Annotated in this window: 24 protein-coding genes; all 24 read right to left on the reverse strand. The window is 66.4% G+C overall.

Annotated features, from left to right (window positions below; translation table 11 throughout):
* Nucleotides 1-52 precede the first annotated feature (52 nt).
* Nucleotides 53-1339 (reverse strand): hypothetical protein, encoded by a 1287-nt coding sequence (locus tag ACFC4D_RS21255; RefSeq protein ID WP_376065631.1) that lies wholly within the window; start codon nt 1337-1339, stop codon nt 53-55.
* The gene (locus ACFC4D_RS21260; protein WP_375956604.1) at nt 1336-2121 is read right to left on the reverse strand and encodes a hypothetical protein; all 786 of its coding nucleotides are present in this window, start codon (nt 2119-2121) and stop codon (nt 1336-1338) included. The genes ACFC4D_RS21255 and ACFC4D_RS21260 overlap by 4 nt, the downstream gene beginning before the upstream one ends.
* Before the next feature lie 334 nt (nt 2122-2455).
* Nucleotides 2456-3388 carry a hypothetical protein gene (locus ACFC4D_RS21265; RefSeq protein ID WP_376065633.1) on the reverse strand — a complete coding sequence of 311 codons (933 nt, stop codon included), beginning with the start codon at nt 3386-3388 and terminating at the stop codon, nt 2456-2458.
* Nucleotides 3389-3528: 140 nt separating this feature from the next.
* Nucleotides 3529-4386 carry a hypothetical protein gene (locus tag ACFC4D_RS21270; protein ID WP_376065635.1) on the reverse strand — a complete coding sequence of 286 codons (858 nt, stop codon included), beginning with the start codon at nt 4384-4386 and terminating at the stop codon, nt 3529-3531.
* Nucleotides 4383-5294: a hypothetical protein gene (locus tag ACFC4D_RS21275; RefSeq protein ID WP_376065637.1), complete on the reverse strand. Its 912-nt coding sequence runs from the start codon at nt 5292-5294 to the stop codon at nt 4383-4385. Before ACFC4D_RS21275 ends, ACFC4D_RS21270 begins: the two co-directional genes overlap by 4 nt.
* 85 nt (nt 5295-5379) lie before the next feature.
* Nucleotides 5380-6252: a hypothetical protein gene (locus ACFC4D_RS21280; RefSeq protein WP_376065640.1), complete on the reverse strand. Its 873-nt coding sequence runs from the start codon at nt 6250-6252 to the stop codon at nt 5380-5382.
* Nucleotides 6253-6322: 70 nt separating this feature from the next.
* A complete protein-coding gene (locus tag ACFC4D_RS21285) occupies nt 6323-7321 on the reverse strand; it encodes a hypothetical protein (RefSeq protein WP_376065643.1) in 999 nt (332 codons plus the stop codon).
* Entirely contained in the window at nt 7318-7749 is a 432-nt protein-coding gene (locus ACFC4D_RS21290; RefSeq protein WP_376065645.1) for a hypothetical protein, read from the reverse strand. The genes ACFC4D_RS21285 and ACFC4D_RS21290 overlap by 4 nt, the downstream gene beginning before the upstream one ends.
* A 134-nt stretch (nt 7750-7883) precedes the next feature.
* Nucleotides 7884-8300 carry a hypothetical protein gene (locus tag ACFC4D_RS21295; protein WP_376065648.1) on the reverse strand — a complete coding sequence of 139 codons (417 nt, stop codon included), beginning with the start codon at nt 8298-8300 and terminating at the stop codon, nt 7884-7886.
* A gap of 137 nt (nt 8301-8437) precedes the next feature.
* On the reverse strand, nt 8438-9493 hold the full coding sequence (locus tag ACFC4D_RS21300) for a C40 family peptidase (RefSeq protein ID WP_376066499.1): 1056 nt from the start codon (nt 9491-9493) through the stop codon (nt 8438-8440).
* A 63-nt stretch (nt 9494-9556) separates the two neighbouring features.
* Complete coding sequence (locus ACFC4D_RS21305) at nt 9557-11275, reverse strand: hypothetical protein (RefSeq protein WP_376065651.1); 1719 nt, start codon at nt 11273-11275, stop codon at nt 9557-9559.
* A gap of 38 nt (nt 11276-11313) precedes the next feature.
* Nucleotides 11314-12789, reverse strand: coding sequence for an SCO6880 family protein (locus tag ACFC4D_RS21310; RefSeq protein WP_376065653.1), 1476 nt, complete (start codon nt 12787-12789; stop codon nt 11314-11316).
* The gene (locus ACFC4D_RS21315) at nt 12786-14237 is read right to left on the reverse strand and encodes a hypothetical protein (protein ID WP_376065655.1); all 1452 of its coding nucleotides are present in this window, start codon (nt 14235-14237) and stop codon (nt 12786-12788) included. The genes ACFC4D_RS21310 and ACFC4D_RS21315 overlap by 4 nt, the downstream gene beginning before the upstream one ends.
* Nucleotides 14234-14614 (reverse strand): hypothetical protein, encoded by a 381-nt coding sequence (locus tag ACFC4D_RS21320; protein WP_376065658.1) that lies wholly within the window; start codon nt 14612-14614, stop codon nt 14234-14236. Before ACFC4D_RS21320 ends, ACFC4D_RS21315 begins: the two co-directional genes overlap by 4 nt.
* A 432-nt stretch (nt 14615-15046) precedes the next feature.
* Complete coding sequence (locus ACFC4D_RS21325; protein WP_376065660.1) at nt 15047-15628, reverse strand: hypothetical protein; 582 nt, start codon at nt 15626-15628, stop codon at nt 15047-15049.
* A gap of 80 nt (nt 15629-15708) precedes the next feature.
* Entirely contained in the window at nt 15709-15942 is a 234-nt protein-coding gene (locus tag ACFC4D_RS21330; RefSeq protein ID WP_375956566.1) for a hypothetical protein, read from the reverse strand.
* Complete coding sequence (locus ACFC4D_RS21335) at nt 15942-16946, reverse strand: alpha/beta fold hydrolase (protein ID WP_376065663.1); 1005 nt, start codon at nt 16944-16946, stop codon at nt 15942-15944. The genes ACFC4D_RS21330 and ACFC4D_RS21335 overlap by 1 nt, the downstream gene beginning before the upstream one ends.
* Nucleotides 16943-17236: a hypothetical protein gene (locus ACFC4D_RS21340; protein WP_376065666.1), complete on the reverse strand. Its 294-nt coding sequence runs from the start codon at nt 17234-17236 to the stop codon at nt 16943-16945. Before ACFC4D_RS21340 ends, ACFC4D_RS21335 begins: the two co-directional genes overlap by 4 nt.
* Nucleotides 17236-17778, reverse strand: coding sequence for a hypothetical protein (locus ACFC4D_RS21345; protein ID WP_376065669.1), 543 nt, complete (start codon nt 17776-17778; stop codon nt 17236-17238). Before ACFC4D_RS21345 ends, ACFC4D_RS21340 begins: the two co-directional genes overlap by 1 nt.
* A gap of 120 nt (nt 17779-17898) precedes the next feature.
* The gene (locus ACFC4D_RS21350) at nt 17899-18411 is read right to left on the reverse strand and encodes a hypothetical protein (RefSeq protein WP_376065672.1); all 513 of its coding nucleotides are present in this window, start codon (nt 18409-18411) and stop codon (nt 17899-17901) included.
* A gap of 320 nt (nt 18412-18731) precedes the next feature.
* On the reverse strand, nt 18732-20264 hold the full coding sequence (locus tag ACFC4D_RS21355) for a cutinase family protein (protein ID WP_376065675.1): 1533 nt from the start codon (nt 20262-20264) through the stop codon (nt 18732-18734).
* Between the two features lie 6 nt (nt 20265-20270).
* Complete coding sequence (locus tag ACFC4D_RS21360) at nt 20271-21365, reverse strand: lipase family protein (protein ID WP_376065677.1); 1095 nt, start codon at nt 21363-21365, stop codon at nt 20271-20273.
* The gene (locus ACFC4D_RS21365) at nt 21362-22606 is read right to left on the reverse strand and encodes a cutinase family protein (RefSeq protein ID WP_376065680.1); all 1245 of its coding nucleotides are present in this window, start codon (nt 22604-22606) and stop codon (nt 21362-21364) included. The genes ACFC4D_RS21360 and ACFC4D_RS21365 overlap by 4 nt, the downstream gene beginning before the upstream one ends.
* Nucleotides 22603-22932: a hypothetical protein gene (locus ACFC4D_RS21370; RefSeq protein WP_376065682.1), complete on the reverse strand. Its 330-nt coding sequence runs from the start codon at nt 22930-22932 to the stop codon at nt 22603-22605. The genes ACFC4D_RS21365 and ACFC4D_RS21370 overlap by 4 nt, the downstream gene beginning before the upstream one ends.
* Between the last annotated feature and the right edge of the window lie 346 nt (nt 22933-23278).

Consider the following 23278-nt stretch of genomic DNA (forward strand, 5'->3'; position numbering starts at 1 on the left):
GCCGGTGCGAGCGAGGTGGCTAAGGCCGGGTTCTGTTGTTGCGCAGCCGGTGTCATGGGTCCACACCCGCGTCATGGTCGGCGGTTACCGGCGTTCGAGCCTGCGCCCGATCGGTCGGAACCCATAGGCCCTCATCGGCAGCGGGGAGCACAGCGTCGATGGCTGCCACGATGCGCGCACCGGCCGCAGCCAGCTCGTCGGCCGCGATGTCGCTGAGATGCGTTCTCTCACTGCCGGATCCAGACGACACCGAGGTCTCCCCGTGTAAGCCAGGACCATGGTGAAGATCGTTGCTCATCCCGGTAGTAGAGCTCGCGGCAGAGAGTGCGCGGTCGCGTTCGTCGGTCAGTTGCGCGATGCGGCCCAGACGCGGGTGGGCGGGTTCGGTGCTCCAGTAGATGCCGTCACGCCCCAGCAGATAGGCGCGGTCGATGTCGGCCGCATCCACCCCGGCTCGTAGCGCGTCGCGGCGAGCGGCGCCCATCCCGTCGCGCAGGGCCTCGAGTCGCACGATGCGGATCTGGTCGTTATGGCCGTCGAAACCCTCAGCGACAGTGCTGTGTTCACAGGACAGGTCCTGGATTTCCCGTAGCAGCGCCGCGTGCCGCAACTCCCATGCGGCGGACTCGGCGTAGTTGTAGGAGATCGGTGCGTCACGAATCGCGCGGGGCAACAACGCACTGCGCGCGTCGCGGCCGGTGTCGAGGTCACCACGGCGTTCCTCCGCGTCCATGGCTTCCTCGGTCGCCGCGACCACACGATCGATCTCGTCCAGGGTGAGGTCAGCGGACAACGCCTGGGTATCGCGGGGTGCGCCGAGGGTGCGCTGCACCCTCGTACGAGCGTCAGGCTGCTGCGGTGCCGATACCGACACCGAGGCAGACCCTTTCTGCGCGTACAAGTTCGGGAACCGCCGATGAGCGTCGAGATCGGACTCCGTGGTGGTGCCGAGACCGTGACCGGTGATGGCGCGAGCCTGGTGCAGGCTGCGCCACACCACCTCGTCGATGATGACTTCTCCAACAGCTCGAGCACGAGCGAGTTGGTCGAGGTTGCGTCGTGCACGATCGGGGTGCGCGCCCCACTCGTTGACTGCTGACCGCAGCGTTTCCCACGTGTGTCGGCACTGCGGGGATTCATGCTTGCCCCACCGATCAGCGAGGGACTCGGCATGCGCGATCATCTCCGCGCTATCGGCGTCGGTGAGTCCGTACGGGGCGATTTCTCGAAGCTGGTACGACTTGGCGAAATCGGCGCGCAGTTGTCGTTCGATGCTGTCGGCGGCATCGACGTAGTAGTCGGGGTTCGCATAGCCGATTGGTTCGGCGATCCAGGTCACGGGTCGACTCCCGGCTCGGGCTCGGCGGTCGGGGATGCCCGGTTCGTGGATTCAGGAGATGAGGCCTGGTCGTGGTGCGCGGGCGAATCAGTCTGTGGGAGTGCGGCATCGACCGCCGAGCTGATACGTCGGCCGAGGGTGGGCTGCTGCTCGGTCGGCGTGATATCGACGGTGTCGAGGAGGTTGGCGACGACCAACGTCGCGTTCACTTGCCGCAGTGCGTTCAGCGACGCCAACGGCGGGCGCGGTCCTGGATCGGTGCCGGTAACCGGGCCTTGCCAGTCGGCATCGACCAGGTCGACCAGCAGGGAACGCAGGGCGTTCTCGTTGCGGGTCAGGTGATCGCCGAGCGCGTCGATCGCGGCGTGGGCGATCTCGAGCTGGCGGGTGAGGTCTTGAATCTGTTCGAGAGCCTCGGTCGCGTGGTTCTCCGCGTGGTAGAGCTGCTCGCTGAGGTGTTCGAGGCGGCCGAGTCGCCGATGTGCGGGCTGGTGATCCCAGGAAACGCCTGTGCTGCCGCGTTTTTCGGCTTCGTCGATATCGGCGGTGTCGATTCCCGCGTCGGCGGCGTCGGTGCGCGCCTGTTGCAGGTCGTCGGTGATGCCGTTGACGAACATCGCCCAGCGGTGTGCCGGGTCGCCGATATCGAGGTCGTTGTCGACGGCGTCGCTCATCCAGGCCGAGAGCTGGCAGGCGATGTCTTGGACGGCTTTGAGCTTGGCCGCGTGGACGGCGTCGAGGTCCTCGCTCCCGAAGCGGTGTGCGATCGCGCCGTCTCGCAATGCTTGGGGTCTATCGAATCTCGACCTCGCTGCCCGGTGACCGGCATCCAGCGTGTGCGGTTCACGACTGTCCCGTCGCGGGACGGGCTCGGAAGGTGGCGGAATTTCTCCGCTGCTCGATAAGTCAGAAGTGTTGTCGGACATCGTGTTCCGCCTTCATGGTTCGAAGCGGACCGCCACGAATAGTGAAATCCGGTGCGGTGGTGGTGATGTCCCTCGCGGTGTGGTGCGACGGTTGTCGCGGTGGCAGCGCCGACGCCACGGCGACTCGATGAGGTGCGGCCCTGCTGGCCCCAGCAGGGATTCAGGGACGCGGGAGGTCTGCGTACGATGGTCACGGGTCGGGCCCGCTGCTCTGCGGTGGTTCCGCGGCGACCGGGCCGGACTCGGACAGCTCCGGCGCCCAGTTCCACGTCGAGTCCTGAGGTAGCGCGACATCGACCGCGGCCTCGATCCCCTGATGTCCGATGCCCGTCTCCCCTGCGCTGTCAGCACGGAGCGCGGCGGTGGCGTGGTCGAGCAGTTGCTGTGGGCTCGGCGGACGAACACCGATGCGGTGCAACGCTTCTCCGCGCTGAGCCTCGACGGGGAGGTAGGGCGGAAGCGCGGCGTCCGGGTTCGGTTTGCTGTAGTGCCGCCAGGCGAACTCGACCGCCAGATCGTCCCACCCGTTGATCGTGGCCGCCGCCATATGCCGCGCGTCGGCGGTCTGTGCTGTCCCCCAGAGCTTTTCGGCTTCGTGCACGGTGATCTCGGCCGCGTCGGCCAGAGCGCAAACCCGCGTATTCAACAGCTCCATGTTGCGCTGATAGTCGCGCCCGGCAAGGGGGTCGCGACCGAACTGGTATCCGGTGTCGGAGAGTCGAATCTCGCGCGCTGCGGCCACGAAGGCCATGCGCTGCAGGTTCCATAAGTCCACACCGAGCATGTCCAGGTAGAACTGTTTGGCTTCGCTCGGTTCCTCAGGGACCTCCGGTTGCCCCGGCGCTGCGATGCGCCCCGCGCCGACATCGCGGGCATGCTCGATCCACGACTGCGGAACCCCGGCCGAGAGCGCGATTCGCTCGGTCGATTCGCGTACTGCGGTCAATGCGTCGAGATGATCGAGCCACTCGGTTTCGGCATCACCGGCATTGCCGTCATAGCCCTCGGAGCCGAGACTTTCGATACGGACGAATTCGGCGGCCAGGTCATGGACTTGGCGCAGCAGAGTGTTCTTCCACCGCGAGATAGATACCCCGGTAGGTACCGGGTCGGGATCAGGCATCCTCATCACCACCTGAGGTCAGAGAGATTGCGGGACACACACATTCGGTAGACCCAGTCAGGGATCGGAAGCGCTTCCCAGATCCGGAGGGCAGTTGGGTCCGTCGATTCCGGCGAGGTGCGCCGATTCCGGAGACCAGGTCACCGCTCCCCCTCCGGCAATGCGGCATCGACCGCCGCGTTGATCGGATCAGGACCGGCGCTGTGCGGATCGGGCGGTGTCCCGATCGCCGCGCCCGCCTCGGTGAGCATGTGGGCCGGTGTCATCGGCATCTCGGGCAACGGGATATCGGGACCGTGCTGGCCGGCACGACGCAGGTTGCCGAGCGATTTGCGCGCCTCCGCGGCAATCGAGATATCGCCGTATCGGCGCCAGCGGGTGTGCACGTCGCCTAGGTCGGGGCGATCTAGATAGTGCTCGACCCGTCGTCGCCATTCCGCGGCTGTCACCGACCACAGCGCGGTGCGCTCGGCCGGGTCCATGCCGATGGACTGGGCGGTGCGTCCGGCGCGCATCCAGAGTGCGTCCATATTTCGACGGAACTGTTGAGCCACTACCGTTTCCACGTCCGAGGCGGGTTCTCCGCGCGGCCGGGAGCGCTCATAGGCGATATGAACCGCGGCCATATCTTTGAGCCGCTCGATATCACCGGCCACTCGTTGCACCGTCCGGCGCCTCCCCTGGGGAGCGGGGTCCGGTAACGGTTGGTCCGCGCGCCACTCGAGGCCGCGCTGCCCGAGCGTGCGCACTCGATCGATCCACTCGGCGGGCACTCCCGCGGCACGGGCTTTGATCTCGGTCAGATCCCGCTCGCGGTCCACAGTGTTGATCTGCGTCATAGCCTGCGTGGCCGAGGCCGCGTCACCACCGGATTCGTACATGCGCTGCATCAGTTGACCGCTGCGCAACGCCAGCCGCTGAATCTGGCGCATCAACTCGAGGTGCTCCGCCGGGATCTCGCGGCGGGCCTGCGGTACAGCGTCTGTCGGCTCGGTCATATCTCGGCTCCGGGAGGAGAGTTTGTGGCAGTCGGTCCGGCATTGGCATCGGAGGCAGGAAGGGGCTCCCAGCGCAGATCGGTGTCCGCCGAGAGTGCGGCGTCCACCGTGGGGTCCATCACGCCTGCCGCCGAGTCATCGACTCCCACCCTCAACGCCTGCGTCACCTGCTCGAACATGGTGTGCGGGTTCGGAATTGGTGCGAGGACCTCGGTGTGACTGGGGTCCATCCGCAGCACGGCCAGATCGCGATGGACTCGCTCGGCGATCCCCTGCCAGGCGAAGGCACGCCAGCGTTCTTCCACTCCCCCGGGGTCGTAGCGGTCGACCGAGGCGGCCAGGACCTGGTGCCATCCGCGAGTGTCGGTGGCCCACATTCCCGCTGCTTCTTCGGCGCTGAGTGAGATAGCCTGCGCGACAGCGGTGGCGCGCATCCATAGCGCGGCCATATTGCGTTCGAACTGGGCCGGTATCTGGGGGTCCTGGAAGTAGTGGGCGTCGGTGAGCTGGTGGTGATCGCGCACCACATGGATCGCGGCCATATGCTGCAGTTGCCAGGTGTCGTTGACGACACTGTCGGTCATCATCTCCCGGACCCGATCACCGGGTTCGGCGGTGCCGGCCGGGTCAACGGGCGCACGAAACCCTTGGTGCCCCAATAGGAGTGCATCACCGACGTCGATCTGGGGGATGCCGACCGCGAGAGCCTGGGTGACGATCTCCTCGCGGGAGGTGGCCAGCAGTTGCAGCTGCGTACGCCATGCCAGCACCACGGCGTCGGTGTCGCCGTCGCTCATCCGATAGCCCTGACGCAGAATTCGGGCACGATTGGCGGCCAGGTTCTGGATGCGGTCCAGCAGGCGCGTGTGCCACGCGGGCACCGCCGCTGGTCTATTCGACTCGGTCATCTCGCTTCCTCACTCGTCGAGTCATGGGTGTTGTGCAGCAGATGTCGTCCCGGGTCGGGATGTCGCCGACGGTCGGCGGCTCGCTTTACGGCTCGATCCCGGGCATCGTTGGGGCAGTAGCGGGTTCAGGTCGGTCCTCGGTGGCGGCGAACTCGGTGGAGGTGTCGTCGGTGAGACCGGCGGCATCGATCGCCTCCGATATCCGTGTGCCCGGCACCGCGTCAGCGGAAGGGGATTGGGTTGGGGTCGGCGACAAATGCGCACGGATCAACGCGGTCATGCCCGCCGCATTCGGCAGCGCATGGGGGCCAGCGGTAACTCCGGCGGTGTCGAGCGCTTTCGCCTGCAGCACGACCTCATCGGCAATGCTGCGGCCGTGTGCGCGCCACCGCTGCACGAAGGCATCGATGTCGCCGTCCCGCACGCTGTCGGCGGCGCCGGACCAGCTTTGTGCACCCCACAGCCGGTCAGCTTCACGCTCCGACACCCCCAATACGTGTGCCACAGCATTGATCCGGTAGCTCAGCAGGCGAAGCCCGCGGTCGAATAGCTGCGCGGTCCCGACCTCGGCGCGCGCACCGCGCTCGCCATACACCGTCGCGATCGCGGCCATGTCCTGCGCATGGCGCACGTGGGCTTCCAGCTTGTTCAGGAGTTGGTCTCGGTCGACGACTTTTGTGTCGCGCCAATGAAGGTCGGCACGCCACCGCATGCCCAACTCACCTCGTTGTCGGCATTGCTCGACCCACGCCGACGGAATACCGGCGTCGGCGGCGACATTCTCGAGCGCCTGCCGCAGGACGCCGCGAGCATGGAAGTCGTCGAACCACGACGTGGGCAGCGGGTCACCGGTGATGTCCTGCAGGGCGTTGGCGCGGTCCTGCATCAACCGCGCGATCGCCGCCTGATCGTGCACGGCCTTGAGAACCCGAGCTTGTATCCGGTTGGGCTTGTTCATCCCCGCCACCTGGGATCGAGTCCTGCTGCGCACCAGCGCCATTGGCGAGGACTCCGTGAGTTGTGGTGCGTCATGGGTCGACCCCGGCTTCCGGTGGCGACGATGAACCGGGTGTCGGCGCGCCGCCGGGATCTGGCCCGTCCCCGGGCTCGGGTTCCTCACCGAAGCCGTCGATGACTTCGACGTCGATGACCTCGGACATATCAATCGCTGCCGCGATCGCGGTGCCGTCGGCCTTGGCCTCCAGTTCTTTCGGCGCCTGCGCCGCCCTGTGCCGGGCGACGATATGGAAGGTCAGCTCATCGGCCAGCCCACGCACTGCGCGCCAGATCGCTTCGGAGGCTGCCGGGTTGGCTCCCGGAGCGTCGGCACCGGTCTTCATCAGGTCCCGAGCGGTGAGATCCGCGTCCTCGGTGAGCCGCTCGGCGAAGGCGTCGGCATGGGATCGATGCTCATCAGACAGATCCGCAGTGCTCGCGGCGGCCGCGTAGGCGGCTGCCGCGCGCATCGCGGCGGCCTCGTCGCGGTGATGGCCCGCGAGCGTTTCGCTGAATCCGGCGGCGCGACGGCGAATATCGATCAGGAGCTGCTTGTACGCCACGTCCAGGTCGTGGCGTTCTTTCTCCCAGTCCCCGCGGTTGAGCAGGTTCTGGCGCTGCAACCGATGGATCTCGTCCTTGTTCGCACGCTCGGCTGAGCTGTCCGCGACCCTGCGGTCCAGGTCCGCGTCGCCGCGTTCGAGTACACGCCGTTTGATCTGGCGTTCCAGATCATGCAACTCTTCTACCCGATCGATCTGACGCGTCTTGAAATGCTTCTCCAGCTGATGGAGCTCGGTCTCGTGACGCTGACGCGACTGGTAGCCAGCCACTTTCAGCTCATGCACTTCGGCGTTGTTCCGCGTGCGTACCTCGGAATCGTCCATGCGGCGCGCGAACTCGGTCTTCGACCGAGATTCGGCGCCACGACGCTGGAGCAGGTTCATCGTCATCGCCGCGGTCTGCATGGCCTGTACGAAGCCGGTGCGGATGGCTTGCCCGCCCTCGTCCAGAGGATCGCCGCCGCTCATGTCCTCACCTCCAACGCCGACATGCGCCATCGCGCAGACGAACTCGGTCGCGTGGCGCGCACATAGACCGTTAGCAGCAGCGGCTCGGCACCGTCGGAGGGGTGCAGTGCGACGCTGGCCACGCGCGCGACGTCGCGGTCGGTATCGGCCGGGTGGTCGTCATCGGCGAGGCGGGCGGTCGCGGTGACCACAACACCGGATTCGCGCCAGCGCTGCCAATGCGCACTCGTGATCGGTGCCAAGACTGGCGCTGTGTTCTCACCGCGAGCGACGAGTTCGGCGGTCATCAGCGGGATCGCCGCCCGGAAAGCCGAACGCTGGTCCGCCTCATCACTCGGGTGATAGGTGAACACGCGCTCGATCGCCGCGACCGCCACCGCCGATGCCGAGCAAGGATCGACATCCCGGAACGGTTTCTCGAAAGGCACTGTGGAACAACGACTCTCACGGCGAGCTTGGCCCGGATCCGGCGAGTGATCACAGGAGCTCGCTGCCGCGCCCATCACACACAGTCCGACGGTCAGGGCGCAGAGGCGTCGGGTAGGTCGTGCAGTCGGCGCGCTCATGCCATCCCCTGCCGGTGATGGATCAGGGTGCCGAGGTCATGTGTCCACCAGTCGATCCAGGACCCCACCGGATGCGCGAGGGCGGGGTTCGTACCCGGGTCGACGGCCAGCTCCAGGATCAGACCGCTCGCGATCGCCGCCACCTCGATCGCGGCGCGATCGAATCCCTGATTGGCCACCGTGAGCCGCAGTGTCGCGACGTCGGCACCCCATTCCTCGCGCGCTTTCGCCGCGATCCAGACTGCTTGCAGTGCACCAGCTTTCGCGGCGTCCACCGCACTGTCGAAAACGACATCGGCATGAAATCGGGCATGCCAGAACACCACGCCGTCGGGTCTGCACACCGTGAAGGTGCCCAAGGTGGCGGCATTCCAGAGCACCAGATACGGACCGCGCACCGCTACGTCCGCCATGCGTGTCTCGGGAGTAGTGCGCTCGCTCGAACGGGTGACCGACAGCCCAGGGGTTCTCTCGACACCAATGCCAGGGATCGGGTCGACTCTGTCGATGCCGCGTTCGGATCGGCCACCAAGCGGCATGTTGTCCTGTGTCACAGCTGTTTTCCTTCCGCAGAGGCCGGTTCGGCAGGCAGGCTGAATCGACGCACATCGAGGCGGTCGCCCGCCCATAGCGGCGCGACGATGACGCTCTGTCCGCTCTGGGGTGCGTGCAGGACCAGGTCCTGGCCGTTCTCGTTGCGCCCGTAGTAGATGACGACATGGTGGGAGCTGCTCTGGCCCGGCGAGGTGAAGAAGATCAGGTCCCCAGGTTGGCGTTGCTCGAACAGAATCACTTGCGCGGCAGGGTCGTCCTGCTGGGCTTGGGTGTAGTGCGCCAGTCGAATCCGGCCGCCCGACGCCTGATAGAGCGCGTACAGGGTGAGCCCGGAGCAGTCGAATCCCCCGCCGGTCGGACCGTTCTGATCCCCGCCGCCCCACACGTACGGGGTGCCGATCCACTTCTGCGCCGCCGCGATAATCGCCGCGCCGAACCCTCCCGCCCCCGCAGATAGCGGTGCACCCGATCCATTGGTTCCGCATCCCGACGCGGGTTGGCCTGCCTGCGCAGCGGGCATCGAGCCCGGTGCGAGATGCGCGAACTGCGCGTAGAGCCCTCGCGCCAAAGTCAGTTGTCCGGCATATGCATTGACCGCAGCGACCTCGACCGCCTGGGCCAGGTCGGCCGGGGACATCCGGTCGCGGCCGGTAATCATGTCGGCGCGGTCGTAGAACCAGTTGATCTGATAGATCGGGTTCATTAGGGTCGCGATCCCGACCGATCCCCACACACTCACGCGCAGCTGGTGCGGGCCGACCGAGTCGCCGTCGTGTCCGATCCCGTCGTTGCTGTACCGCAACGATTCTGGGACCGCCGGATTGGCCAGGTTCCGCAAGGTGGACTCGGTTGCCTGCGCCACCAGTTCGGCGAGGATCACCTGCTCCGGTTCGCCGCGCTGGATGCCGATCGCGACACCGTTGCGCGCCAGCTGCAGCTGAGCCTCGCTGAGCCCGTCGATCGACGCCCCGGGCGCACCCTGTACTCCGGTACCCGACAACGCCGCCGCGCATGAGGACGAAGTATCGGCACCGATCAGCACAACCAGCATCAGGATCAACACAGCGGGTAGCGACAGTGCCAGCACGACAGCCGATTTCGAGGTATTCACCGCTCATCGCCCCGCCTCCTGAATTCCGGGCTCCATGCAGATGGCCTCGTCGTCGGTCTCGGCGTTCGCGAGCGCGCGCTCGTCCTCGATGCCGGGTCGTAGATGGTCGAAGCGCTTATTGGTGTTGTGGATGTCGGAGGCTCGTTCGGTCGGGGTGAAGGTCATCCGGAACGCGATACCGGGTTCGGCGGCCTCACCGGTCTTGAGCAGGAAACAGCCTGTCCCCGGCGGTGTTTCGCGGATGACCGGACCATCGAGGCGGTCGTCGGTCGGTGGGCGCGGCGCGGCCCAGGAGGTCACCAGGAGCTTTTCGGTCTCGGTGATCGATACGGTCGAGCGGATGCGTTCGATCTCATCCGGGCCGACCGGGCCCAGGATCTTGGCACGGGCGCGTTCGAAGAACCCGAGGGCTTTTATGCTCGCGAGGTCCTTGATGGTGTGGCTGCACATGATCAGCCAGCACGCCAGCACCCGGTTGAGCCGAGTCAACGCATCGACGCGATCGACCATGAACTCCCCCACGCCCAGCACTCGCCAGATCTCGTCCATGACCACACCGAACGTGCGCGCGGGCGCCAGTCCCGCATCGGCGAGCGCGTGCGCGGCCGCGACCGCGCCGAAACCCTCGGACCAGCACGTCATCAACACCGCGGCAAGGAGTTTGGTGTCCCCTTCGGGAATCCGCGAGACATCCACGCATACCGCCGGGCTGTGCAGATCCAACGGTGTGCTGGTGTGACGGTCGAAGATCTCGCCCCACGGGCCTTCGATGAGGGCGCGCAGTGACCGTCGGAGCATCTTGGTGCTGGCACGGTAGGAGGGGTTGTCGTCCTCTTCGGCAAACTGGCGCAGTCGATCCGCGCCCTCGGAGATGACCGCCAGCAGATCCGACAACAACGGCGGCTGCACGGCGGTGAAACCCCCTGCGGGACTGTAGAGTTCACGCAGTCCGGCGGCGATGAGGGTCTCTTCGTAGTCCGCGATACGTGAGCCTCGTACGAGTTCGACGAGTCCGGCGACGATGGTGATCTGGCCCGCTTCCACCCGGGCAGCCACCCGACGGCGCCAATCCCCGGCGGGGAGGTGATCGATCACCGATCCCAGGGCGCCGACCGCGAGCGGGTTGATGCTGCCGTAGCCGTAGCCCAACTCGATGACCTGCCCGCCGAGTGTTTCCACCAGGTCGCGGTAATCGGGCTTGGTATCGCCCATGCACAGCACGGTCTCCCCCGTCGCGACCGACCCGGTCACCAGGCGGCGGATCAGCGAGCTTTTGCCGAATCCGTTGAGCGCCAGCACAAAAGCGATCGGCGCGGTGATATATCCGCGCAGGAACCAGCTCATCGGGTCGAAATGCACTGGGGCACCGGTGATGTAGTGCGTACCGACGGGTGTGCCGACCGTGGGTGCCGCGGCACCCACTGAGAACGGCCACAACCCGGCGACCTGCACCGTGGTCGAGCGCCATTCCGGCATCGCCGGAACCACGCTCGCGCGGCCACCTCCCAGACCGGAGTAGCCGCGGTCGGTCAGCGTTGCCAGGGGCCGGTGGTACTCGTCGTGCCGGTACTCATCGCCACGGCGAGCAGCGTTCGCGCGCCGATGATCATCCGACGAGAGCACCCACCGGGCGGGTAGCGCACGCAGTCCGCGCCGTTGCGCGGCGGTCTCGGCACGCGCACGGGCTTCGGGTGTCAGTACGCGAATTCCGCTGACTGTCATCGTTGTTCGCGCACGGGCCGAATGCGCAGGGAGGCGACTCATGCGGTCACCCGCTTGGAGATCGAGGCGTGTTCGGGAAGGATCAGCCCGATGCCCAGGCTCGCGGCGAACGCGGCGCCTTGGGCGGCGTAGCAGCGACGCACCCGCAGGCGGGCTGCTGAGGACATCGCCCGCACCGACGCTTCAATGCCTGGCATATCGCCGTCGAGTGCATCGGTGACGGTGATCAACACACCGAAGCGGGTCAGCCCGGCGCCGCGGGCCTGTTCTTGGCGCGCGGCACGGGTGTTGTCCACCCGGATCGAGGCCGACGCCGAGGCGATCCCCCGCTCGGTCTGCTCGGCAGCCAAAGCGTCCTTGTAATCGGCGTCGACGATATCGGTGGCCTCGGCCGCCGAATGCAGCCGATAGACCACGGCGACTCGTTTGCGCGGCACATCCACGCGCGGGCGCAGCAGCTCCTCCAGCCCAGTCTCGAGCACCGCACCACGTGGCGGTGCGTCCATTTCCCAGGTGATCGACCGCGCACCGTCGTGCACATAATGGTCCCAGCGATCCGAATGCGCCACCGGGCCGATGGTGTCCCACGATTGGGTCCGCAGAATCTCGCGCCCGGCCGCCTCGATATCACGGTGCGAGGCTACGTCGTAGCGAGAACGCACCAGCCCCAACACTTCCCACGCCTCCAACGGCGTGGCAGGCAGTCCCGCACGCGAGAGCTGAGACAGCACTCCCTGCAGGCGTTGTCCGATCTCGCGGGCTTGTTCGGGAGTGTCGCGCCGCATCCGGCCCTTGCCGATCGCGCGGTAGGTGAGCGCGATGCGGGCCTCGATGCGCACCCCCACTCCCCCGATATCGGCGGCGGCCTCGCGCATCACCGTTTGCGCGAACGCCGGGGCCTGCGGGCGCACCAATCGCGCGACCTCCCGGCGCTGTTTGAGCCGGGTCTCGACCACGGTGTCCAGCACCGAGGTCACTGCCACCACTTCACCGCCACGGGACTGCGCGGCCAGGAACGCGCCGTACTCCTCGACCCAGGAATCGATCTGCGCTTGATCGACGAGCTCTTTACCGCGCGGCAGCACCCGCAGCACCACGCAGTAGTGATCGGTCCGGCGGATATGGATCAGCGCGAACCGCCGACCACCCGGGGTCTCATATTCCGAGAGCCGCGAATCCGCCAGCAGGCCAGGCAATTTCGCCAATCCGGGAAGCCGCGAGAATCGCCCCGACCGGTACTCGAGCTCGCCCCGGGCGCGGGCCTGCGCGAACTGGGCGCGCAGCACCACCACCTCCCAGCCCGTGCGACCATTGATCGTCACCGCGAGCGGAATGAAAAGCATTGCGCTGCAGCCGATCACCACGCCGGTCATCATCAGCGAGCGGGTGAGCATGAAGGTCAGCATCACCACGATCACCAACCCCAACCCCAGCATGCTCACTCCCCAGGTCAGGCCGAAGAATCCGGCCGAGCGCGGCTTCTCCCACCGCCCGTACATCCGTGTGGACGTCATCGCCGCACCTCCATCGGTCCCGGCATATCCGCATCCGAACCGGCCTCGGTGGCCTCGCGGACGCTGCCTTCCACTGCCGAGGCAGTCTGTTGCGCAGCATGTTTCACGCCCTGAGCCGCCATGATCGCCACCCCGGCGGGCCCCGCGGCCGCGGCAGCACCACCCGATGCAGCCTCGCCCGATCCGGCCCCACCACTGGACTGACTGCCCGCTGCGGTATGACCACCACTCGCGGTCCCGCCACCGCTGGAACCACCTCCACCACCTCCGGAACTGCCGCCTTCCCTACCGCCACCGGACATCGGCCTACCGCCTCCGCCCCCACCACCGCCCGACGGTTCACCGCCGCTGGAGCCTCCGCCCCCATCGCCCGGCGCGTTCTCGCCTTCACCGACTTTGCGCGCGCTGGAACGATCGCCTCCCATGGCACCCATGGCGACACCGAACGCTCCACCCGCCAACGCCGCCGCTGCTCCACCCCCACCGCCCAACGTCGAGACCGCAGGCGCAATCAAACGCATCAGAGCAGGCAACACCACCGTGACCGACAGCAACAGCAGCAACCCGAGCAGAGCCACCTGCGTATCAGGCTTGCCGCCGCTGTCACTCCCGGCGGCAGTGAAAGCGATCGCGTAGACGAGAGCGCCGACCGGTTTCCACAGCACAAATGCCAACGCCCACGCCAGCATTCGCTTGTAAGCCTGCGAGCCCGGGCCGGTTCCGGCCGCTGCGGCCGCCATTGGAATCGCGGCCACGACCACGATCAGCACGGCCTGCCGCATCACCAGCATCACCAGCTGTACCAGCAAGCTGATGATCCCCAGAATGGCGAGCACCAGCATGATGCCTGAGCCCATGCCGTCACCGGAGCGCATATCGGAATCCACCAATCGCGAGACCGCGCCGTCCAGATCGCCCCGAGCCGCATCGAAGATCACCCAATTGCTGAACGCATCTCCGGCCTTGGTCCCCGTAGTGATCAAGGCCGCGAACATCATCGAGGCGAATACCGCGCGGGCGAAGATCAGGAAGCTCTCCTGCGCCTCTCCGGCGACTCCGCCGCGCTTGGCCATGGCCAGTCGCGCAGCCGCGAACAAGATGCCCGCGATCATCAGAAGAACCTGCAGTCCACCGGTGTATTCGCGGATCGAAGCAAGCGTCGGTCCTGGCTCACCTGTGGTAGACGCCAACTGCGGCGACGGGAAGGCGACCCACCACGTGATCGCCATGCGAAGAGCGATCGCCATCCCATTATCGAAACCATCGACTAGCTTGTCGAAGGCCGAGTTAGTCACAGCTCCAGCTGCTGACTGACCAAATTCCTTGAACTGGCAAACGGCACCGACAATGTTCGGGAGACCGCACGCGATTTTGCCGGGCGAGAACTGTGCATGCACCAGACTCGAATCGCCAAGCTGGGCAGCGTCTTTCAGGGCATCGGCGTTCATCGCGCAGTCGCCTTCCACGACCCGAACTCGGCCAGCGTGCCGACCGGGATCGCGGACTCCCAGAGAGAGTCGACGTCCTCGGGGACACGAACGCGCCAGTCGTCGTTGTGCCAGGCCATGGGCCAGTTGGCATACACCCATCCGCCGGTAGCTCGGACCGCGATCTGCACCACGGCGAAGTCCGGCCGATACCCGGGCAATATTCGCACCCCTTCAGGGACTACGAGATACGTAGCGGCATTAGGCGTTTCAGCACGGCTGCGGGCAATGCGATCGATGAGCGACTGTCCACCACCGAGGTAGCGCTCGCGAATGACGGTGCGCCAGAGATCTTCCGGCGCGGCGAAAGCGCGGGCGATCGCGTCACACGCGGCCAAGCCGGCACCCTGCGGCGTGTCCGCGAACCCCGACGAAACCCCTCCTGCGACAGTGGCCGGGCCATCGCTACCGGAGAAAGGCAGGGCCGCGCCTCCCCACCCTCGCTGCCATTGCAAGCGGGCCGGTGCGACAGTGAGGTAGTTCGGTTGCCTGGGATCCGGTCGCAAGGCCGGATCTTGCGCAAGCGGGTCTCCGGCTGGGTCCCGGGGTACATCGAGCCGATTCCCAAAGATATCGGTCGTCGGCGGGCCAGGAGCCTCCGTTGATTGGGCCACACTCGCCGGTGTTGTCGCAGAGTTCGTAACGGGCTCGTGTCCCTGACGCCGATGGTTGTTCGTGCCAAGCACGGTGAGGGCAACGACAACAGCAGCGGCGCTGATCAGCAAAATGGCCCGGGGGCGAGGGAGGTTCATGGCATACCTTCTGGTTGTTCAATGCAGTGGCAACGCGATCGCGTCCGCGGGCAGAGCCGGTACAGCGGTCACCGGAGCTGAGTGAGGTTGATTCGGCAGCAGCAACTTCCAGTCGTTGCCCTGCCAGATCACCTGTGCGGTGTTGCACGTGATCGACCGGTCCGACTGGGTGGTGTAGATAGCGACCTCGGCATCGGTCGAGCTGTAGTGCACGATCCGATAGCCACCGATCAGCGGCGCAGTGCCGGTGATGGGCGCGGTGATGGAAATCTGCGCGCGGGCCACAGCCCACGCGTCTCGCCCGAGTCCAGGCGCGAGCATCTGCTGGCCGATGGCGGCCCACTCACTATCGGTAGCCACCGATATGCGCACCGTCGCTTGGATCGCGGCCAGAGCTGCGCCAATGGGACCGCGGTCGAATCCGCTCACCACGGCTCCGTCTTGACTCCGTGGCCCCTGATTCGCGACTGGAAGCGAGATGCCCTGGAACAGAACCGATTTCAGGTTGGCAGGGCGTTCGTTGAGATCGGCGTCAGCGGTCGCACTGGGGCCTGGACTGGTGACGTGCTGAGTGCACCCAGCGCACAGCAGCGCCCACATCACTGCCCCCACAGCGAAGGTGGCTCGCGCGCGAGACCCCGAAATCCTCTTCATCTGCGCCTTCCTCTGGGGCCGCATGATCAGTGGGTGGGGAAGAGTGCGGCGGCGATGCCACTGGCTGAGCCGACCAACACGGCGGCGAGCAGAGCTCCGGCGAACCCTTCGATCGCTTCGTCTCGGTAGAGGCGGATCGCCAACAGACCGGCCAGATAGATAGCGCGCGCGATGCACAGCAGCAGCACCATCCACGCCAGCCACCCCAACAGTGGGTAGAGGTACTGAGTAACCTGTGGGGGAAGCGATTTCGCGCTCATCACCGGCTCTCCGATCCCTCGACTGCGGCCTCTCGAACGGCAGCAACGAGTAGGTCGGAATGGCGTCGAGACGCGACGGCGAGGGCTTGCACGACGGCCTCGGCGGCACGGGCGGGTTGCGCGTGCGGGAGCGAGTGCCCCACTCCGGGAAGGAGTTCGTAGTCCGCCTGGATCTTGTCGGCCAAGCGAACGGACTGCGCCGGTGGCACGATCCGATCACGTTCCCCGGCGATCACGAAAGTGGGAATCCGACCCAGAACCGCGGCCACGTCGGAATCGAGCGTGAAGCTGCCGTAGGCACCGAGTACATCCGTCAAGACCCGCGAATCGGCACGCTGCGTACCGCAGACCAGATTCGCCTTGGACCCGAGCCGCTGGCTCACCCGCCGGAAGCGGCGCTGTGCCATGGCGGTCGCGACGACAGCGACACCATCGAGGCGGGTATGTCGCCACCGCGGGAGCTTCGTAATCACTGTGCGGTAATGACCTGGCAGACTGGGGAATTCGGGGAACTCGCCCGCGCCGCTGAACATGACCAGCGCCGAGAGGGCTGCGGCGCGGGTGGGGTGATGCTGCGCGTACGCGCCGGCGAGGAGCGAGCCTGCCGAGTGGGTCACCAGAACTACATCACCGGTGGTGTGGGCCATGACAGCGTCGAGGTCGTCGACCAGATGGTGCAAGGTCGTGACGGAGCGCCGGTCGGGGCTGCCAGACCGACCGTGGCCACGCTGGTCAAAGACAATCTGGCTGATAAGCCCGCCGAGGCGCTCATGCACGTGTTCGGTCACCGACGCCCAGTACCGCCCATCGCAGAGCAGTCCGTGGATATAGACCACGGTCGCTGGTGCGTCCTCGGCTCCCGACCGGATGGCCGCCAGTCGCAGGTCGTCGGATATCGGAATGGTCAGAAGGCAGCTATCGGGGACAGACATAGCACTGGATTCCTCGCATGTTGGGGAGTCGGGAAGTGGTGAACACCAAGGGTTTTGAGCGCGGTACTTCATTTCGCGCTGGTGATCTGGGTCATGATGGTCCCGGCGCTGGTGGCGATGATGCCGCCCACCAGTGCGCCGAGGACGATCTTGGGAGCCTCGACCGCGCCGCCGTGCCAGCGCTCCCACGCGAACTTGCCACCGGCGTAGATCAGTGCCGCGATGCCGGCGAGCATCACGAACCACGACAACCAGTTCACGATCTTCAGCAGCCCTTGCGAGCCGGGTGGCGGTTCGGGGGTGATGTTGACCTGCTGCGCCAGCAGATCGACGGTGTCGAACAGAAAATGGACGCTCGACATCACGGACTTCCCGAATCCTGGGCTTCGGAGTCCGCACGCGTGGCCACGATGAGGGCAGTGATCGCAGCCCCGGTTCGGTGCACCTCGACGGGCACCGCAGTGGTCAGGTTCGCCCGCCGGGGTGGCGGCGGATCATTGGGCATGAACTGTGCGAGTTCGTCGATTTCGAAGACGATGAGTTCGTCGTGCCACTCGATCGACCAGATCGAGCCGTCGACCAGTTCCTCGACCAGGCGCCGATAGCGGCGAACCGCGGCAGGAACCTTGCCGGGCCGGACGGCGGTCACGACCAAGCCCAGCACCGTGACTCCGGGCGGGGCCAGCCCCGCATGCCATTCGCGGAGCCGATCTGCGGCAGCCGTCAGTCCCGGAATGCACTCGCGGGCGGCAACGACAACCCGCTGGGTGGTGCGCGGAGAGGCGGGCCATGCCAGCCCGGCGTCGGCCGCGTGCGCCCACCACCGCGCCAATGTCGACGTGCCCGCACCGCCATGGGCACCGAGCACGGCGAACAACGGCGGGTACGGTCCGGTTGTCGGCAAAGGCGTCTGCCGAACCGGTGCTTGATGTCCGGGAGATGGCAGGGCAATCGTGTCGGACTCCAGGCGGCCGACTGCAGTGGCGTTCCGGTCGCGAAGGTGAATAGCATTGGCGCGCATGGTCTATCCCTGCCGTTGGATGTTGGAGATCAGCGGCCCGGCACCGACGCTGCGGAGGTTGATCACCTGCAGGTAGTCGGTGCGGGTGTGGTCGGGATGCAATTCGGCCAGGTGCACGTTGGCCGCGGTATCGGCGATCGGCGTGATCGCCACACAATGCATGGTCCCGATGGGTATCGATGCGATCCCCGCCGCCAGCGTCTCAGCGGAGATCGCCGCCTCGGGCGTGAGCAGGAGCATGGCCGCCGCGGCCGAACGCAGGTGGTAGTAGGCGTATTCGAAAGCGGCGATCACCCCGGGCATCGTGGAGGTGTCCCCTTGTCCGCTGGTGATGGTCGTCGCGGACAGACCCGTGCACGCGCCCGCGACCGATGGCGGCGAGGTGCTCGGTGGCGTGGCGGGCCCGGGAGCGGCAGTCGTCCCGCCTCCGGAGTGCAGAGCGAAAACAGCGGTGATGGTCACGAGCGCGGCGACGCAAGTGGCGAGGATCGGGACTATCCGTCGGCGCACCGGCATGCGCGTCACCCGAGGCTGGGGCGTGCCCGAGTGGTATTCAGCTGCCCTACCGGCTCTCGAATCGCTATCCAGCCAAAGCCATTCGGCCTCGCTATCGGAAGGGTTCTGTCGGGAGATCGCAGGCAGTGGGGTTGGTGGCGTGTCGGAGAGCCAGCCCCACTCGTCGTTGTCGGTGCGGGTGCTGGTGTCAGTTAAATGGTTGTGGGGCATTGAGGTTCACCTCCAGCGCTGGTGCGCAAGCTGGGGCCCTTCGGGAAGGCGGCCCGCGAGGGACTGGTCTGGTTGTCTCGGCGCAAAGACCACCGCCTGCCCGAAGGGGTCTAGGGGGACGACGCCGTGGTGCTGGGCCGTCCGGACTGCGTTGTAACGGTCACTGATGAATTCGTCTGTGGCACCGAGTCGTTCGTCCTACTCGCTGACGTCGTCGTCGAGTAGGTGGTCGATCGCACGGGCACTGTGGTCGTGAGGTTCGTTGCCGCGATGTCCTTGGCAAGCGCGGCGAACCACTTCGCGGCGGCCGCCAAGGGGGCTGTCCCGGAGGCGTCGGCGGAGGCTCGCGTGTAGGAGTCGTGGCGTCCGGTGGTGTCGCTGTATCGCGTGTAGGTCGCCATGCTGTACAGGTCGCTGTCGTTCGTCACGGTGGAGGTGATCGCGGTGAACGCCTGGTTCACCCAGTTCAGCGCGGTCTGCGGCGGGATCAGTTCCACCACGGCGCCGACGATTTTCGCGCCGAGGGTCGCTAATGCGGCGATCGGATCTGCCATGCCAACGGTGGCCAATTCGCTGATGGTGCCGGTGGTGAAGACCTTCTTCGCGACGGACACCACGGTGTTGAGCCCGATGGTGCCCAGCCGGAACAGGACCGACAGGGCGTCGCTGATACCCGGGAGCGCAGTGGCGGGGTCGGAGGCGTCCACCAAACGCTGTCCGAGCGTTTTTGTCGGCTCGTAGGACAACTGATCGAGACTGGTGCCGGATAGGTCGTTGGCGATCACCCCGGCGGTGGTCTTCCATACCGTCGCCGCAAGCGCTTGCGCGATGGTGGAGATCGCCGTGATCGGATCTTTGGTATCGGATTGGGCGGCAATGTTTTTCACGGTCGTAGTGAGCGGTGTGTCCTGAGACGAGTCGCAAGTCAGGTCACCGGGAGTGCAGAAGTCGGCCACACGCCCGGCGAGAACGCCGTAATCGACAGTGGCGTTGCTGGCGATGCCCGAACCGCCGGTTCCGGTATCGGTCAGAGTGATCTGCGCGAGCGCTTTGCCGGAAGTCCCCGGGGCCGCGCTCGGTGTCGTTTGTCCCGGGCGGCCCGGAAGCACGGCGCCTTGTGCGCGTGTGGGATTGGCGAACAACGCGATCCCGGCGACCGCATCCGCGTTCACGGGGCCGTCACCGGCACCTACAGAGCGCGCGAACGCTGATACGGCTGCGGCGCCTTGGCCGTATCCGGCGACAGCGATGCGTGTGGCCGGGCATTGCTGAATGGCGAGTGCGGCGTTCGTGCCAAGCCGTTGCGTCGCATCGAGCACGGCCTGCTGATACGGGGTCTCGGTTCCGTCGTCGGCGTATCCGTACCGAATATAGCTGCGCTGCACTGTGTTTCCAGCTTCGGCGAGTAGAGGAGTGAACAACTTCCCCAGGGCACCGGTGTCGGTGGTCGCCGCGGCATCGGACGGACCTTCGTCGGTCCCTTGTACTCCGAGCACATACAACGCCGGACATGCGCCGTCGATCCGAACATCTGCACGCGACAGGGCGATCGCACCGACGAACAGACACAAACCAGCAGCCAGGAAGGCCGCAATCGGGCGCGCGCGGTGCGCACGAGGCTGCTCTCGTGGGTTGTGTGGCATAGCGATTCACCTCGATGTCCTGGGGCCCTGCAGGAAACCTGCGAGTGCCTCCATGACGTCCGGGATGCTGTCGATAGCGGCCCGGAAGTGGTTTGCGTCGTATTCGCACCAGCTGACACTCACCCCGCGCCGCTGATACTCGCCGAACAATCCGCTACCGGACTCCACCGGCACGACTCTGTCGGCACTGCCGTGGTAAAGGTGAACCGGAACCTCGGGAGCCCCTGCGCCGCTTCGACTTTCGTTGGTAAGGACGTAGCGCCAGACGGGGTCGTCCCAGGGGTACGGGTGCTTGCACCAGTGCTCCAGGGGCTGCCGAAACTGATCGAGTAGCACTGCGGCACTGAGGGTTTCAGCCTGCTGAGCGACACGGAGCCCGTCTTCGGTGAGGATGTGCCGTAACGGGAGGTGGTGGTAGGCGCGGGAGAGGCCGATCAATCCAGCCAGCGCCAATGCCGACCATGGACCGCCACGCCGGGAACGCACCAGTGCGCCTGGATCGCTGACCACTGCGCCCGCGGCTATTCCTCGCAGGTCGAGATCCGGTGCATAGGCGCGGTGGTGTTCGCCCGCCCATACCGCCGCACGGCCGCCATCGCCGTACCCCCACAGCACAATCGGGGCAGGGCTCTGGCACACATGCGCCGAATCCGACAGCGCTTGGGCGGCACGAGCAAGGTCGAGCGTCACGTGAGCTGCCGCGCGAGAGGCGAGAAAGGTATGCGGACCCAATCCGGGAATGCCGAGATTCTCCCCGTCCGGAATCGCGACCATCCACCCTTGATCCAGTACCGCCTGTATCTGGTCGAGCGCTTCTCCCCCGGTGACCAGCTGCTGCGACGGTGCGCATTCCCCACCGAGGCCGTGGAAACTGGTGCAGTACACCACAATCGGCGTCGTTGCCGATTCGGTGACCGGGTTCGACGTGATGACCGTCCCTGTCACTGGAATTCGCTCGCCGCGAGAGTCGTTGGACACGTACGCGATTCGCCACGCTCGCGTATGGTCTGACAGATATCGGACGCTGACCGGTTGGGTGCGAAGAAGGGAACCCGGCCGACGTTTACGCTCCACGGGCATCGGCGCATAAAACTCGGTCATGGCCTACTCCCGGCGAGGTCGTGGGCAAGGGCGATGAGCCAGGCGATCCCGGAACTCAATTGACCGGTCGAGGCGTAGCCGTTGTGACGAGCGACGGTGTCCGCGAATCGAATCAGTGTCGCCGGGTTCATCAGGTCACTGTTGTCGGCGATCAGCTGCCCCCACGCCGAGGACAACTGCCCGGCCATTTTCGGCAGCACACCCACTGGGTTCTGCATGACAGCGGAGGTGATCTCACCCCACCGCTTACCCGCCGCGCTCACATCATCGGGAGACGGCCCGGCTGTCCGAGGGTCTGCGGCATCGATCAGCCGCTGGGCCAGCGTCCGCGTCGGGCTGTAGTCGACATCGGCGACCTGGACGTGGAAATCGTTGAGCACCAGCGCTGTCCACGTATCGCCCAGCACCGAGGCCAGCAGTGACTGGATCGATCCGAGTGCGGTGATCGGATCGCGCAGGTCTGCTTGGGCGGCGAGTTCGGCACCAGCACGCAGAAGTGCCGCGTTGTCCGGGGCCGAGCAGGCCAGATCCCCATTGACGCAGATATCGGCAACGCGACCGGTCAACGCTCCGTATCCCGCATCGTCATCGGCGATTCCCCCGCCATCGGACGAGGCACCGGCCAGTTGAACTCCGGCCACCTCGATACCGGTGCTACCTGGGGCGGGATCGGGGACGCTCTGACCGGGCCGACCAGGGATTACCGAGGCACCAGGGGCGCGGGTCGGATTGGAGTACAACGCGATTGCGGCGATCTGCTCCGGCGCGACCGGCCCGCTACCGGAACCGACAGAGCGGGCGAACTCGGCTACCGCCTGCGCACCTTGGGAATAGCCGACCGCCGCCAGCATCGTGGCTGGGCAGGTCTGCACCGCTTGGCTCGCTGCGGCGACGAGCCCGTCGACCGCAGAGGCCACCGACGTCGCATAAGGATCAGCACCGCCTCCTGGCACCGCGCCACCGAACCCGGCCTCGTAGGGCACGTAGCTTCGCTGCACCAGCGTCGGCGCGGCCGCGACCACCGGGCCCAGCAGCGCACCGATCACACCGGTATCGGCGGTAAGACTGGCTGTCGGTGACGACTGGCCAGTGCCTTGGACGCCGAGGATATAGAGCGCTGGGCAGCCGGGACCAATCGGCATTTGCTGTGCCGCAACAGGTTTCGCCGCTCCCATCAGTGCGGTGCTGAACAGCAGGGTCATGGCCGCGCAACCGGACATCCGGAAGTTGCGTCGAGTCATGGCTGACCCACCCCCACCCCGGCGCCGAATCCCGCGCCGACGGTACCGCCGGCGACCGCGCCTACCAGCGCCGCCGGAATGCCTGCTACCGCCGCCCCCACTGCGGCCCCTGCCGCAGCACCGATCGCGGTCCCGAACACCCCGGATGTGACCGTCCCCAAGATCGGGACCGGCACGATGGTTCCGAGTGCCGCACCGGCGATTCCGCCGACCGTGCCGCCGACCAGACCGCCGATGACCGTGCCGATCGCGGCAACCGGGCCACCGGCGACTACCCCGCCCGCGGCAGCGCCGACGCCCGCACCAGCCAGCGTCGCGCCGCTCACCCGGTCGGATCGTCCGGCAGGTACGCCGACCGAGTCCAGGGCTGTCGCGACTTGAGCTTCCGCGTCTGCAGAGGTGTTATTGATCCAGTCGCGTACCGATGCGGGCAGCCACTCCGGCGACGGAGCTTGCCACTGACCGATCCGAATAGTGTTGTCCGGCGGCGCAATAGGGGCGACCGGCGAAACTGGCTCCGGCAAGTGCAGATCTTGCAGTAGCACCTGTGGTGCCGGATCTGGCGAGGGTTGCGGCCTTGGCGTCGCACCGTTGCGCACTTCCGGTGGTTGCTCACGATATTGCTGGACACTCTGATCCGGTGGAGCCTGATCACCGCCCGATGGCATCGGC

This window comes from Nocardia sp. NPDC056000 (assembly GCF_042269265.1).
In the GTDB taxonomy this organism is placed as follows: Bacteria; Actinomycetota; Actinomycetes; order Mycobacteriales; family Mycobacteriaceae; genus Nocardia.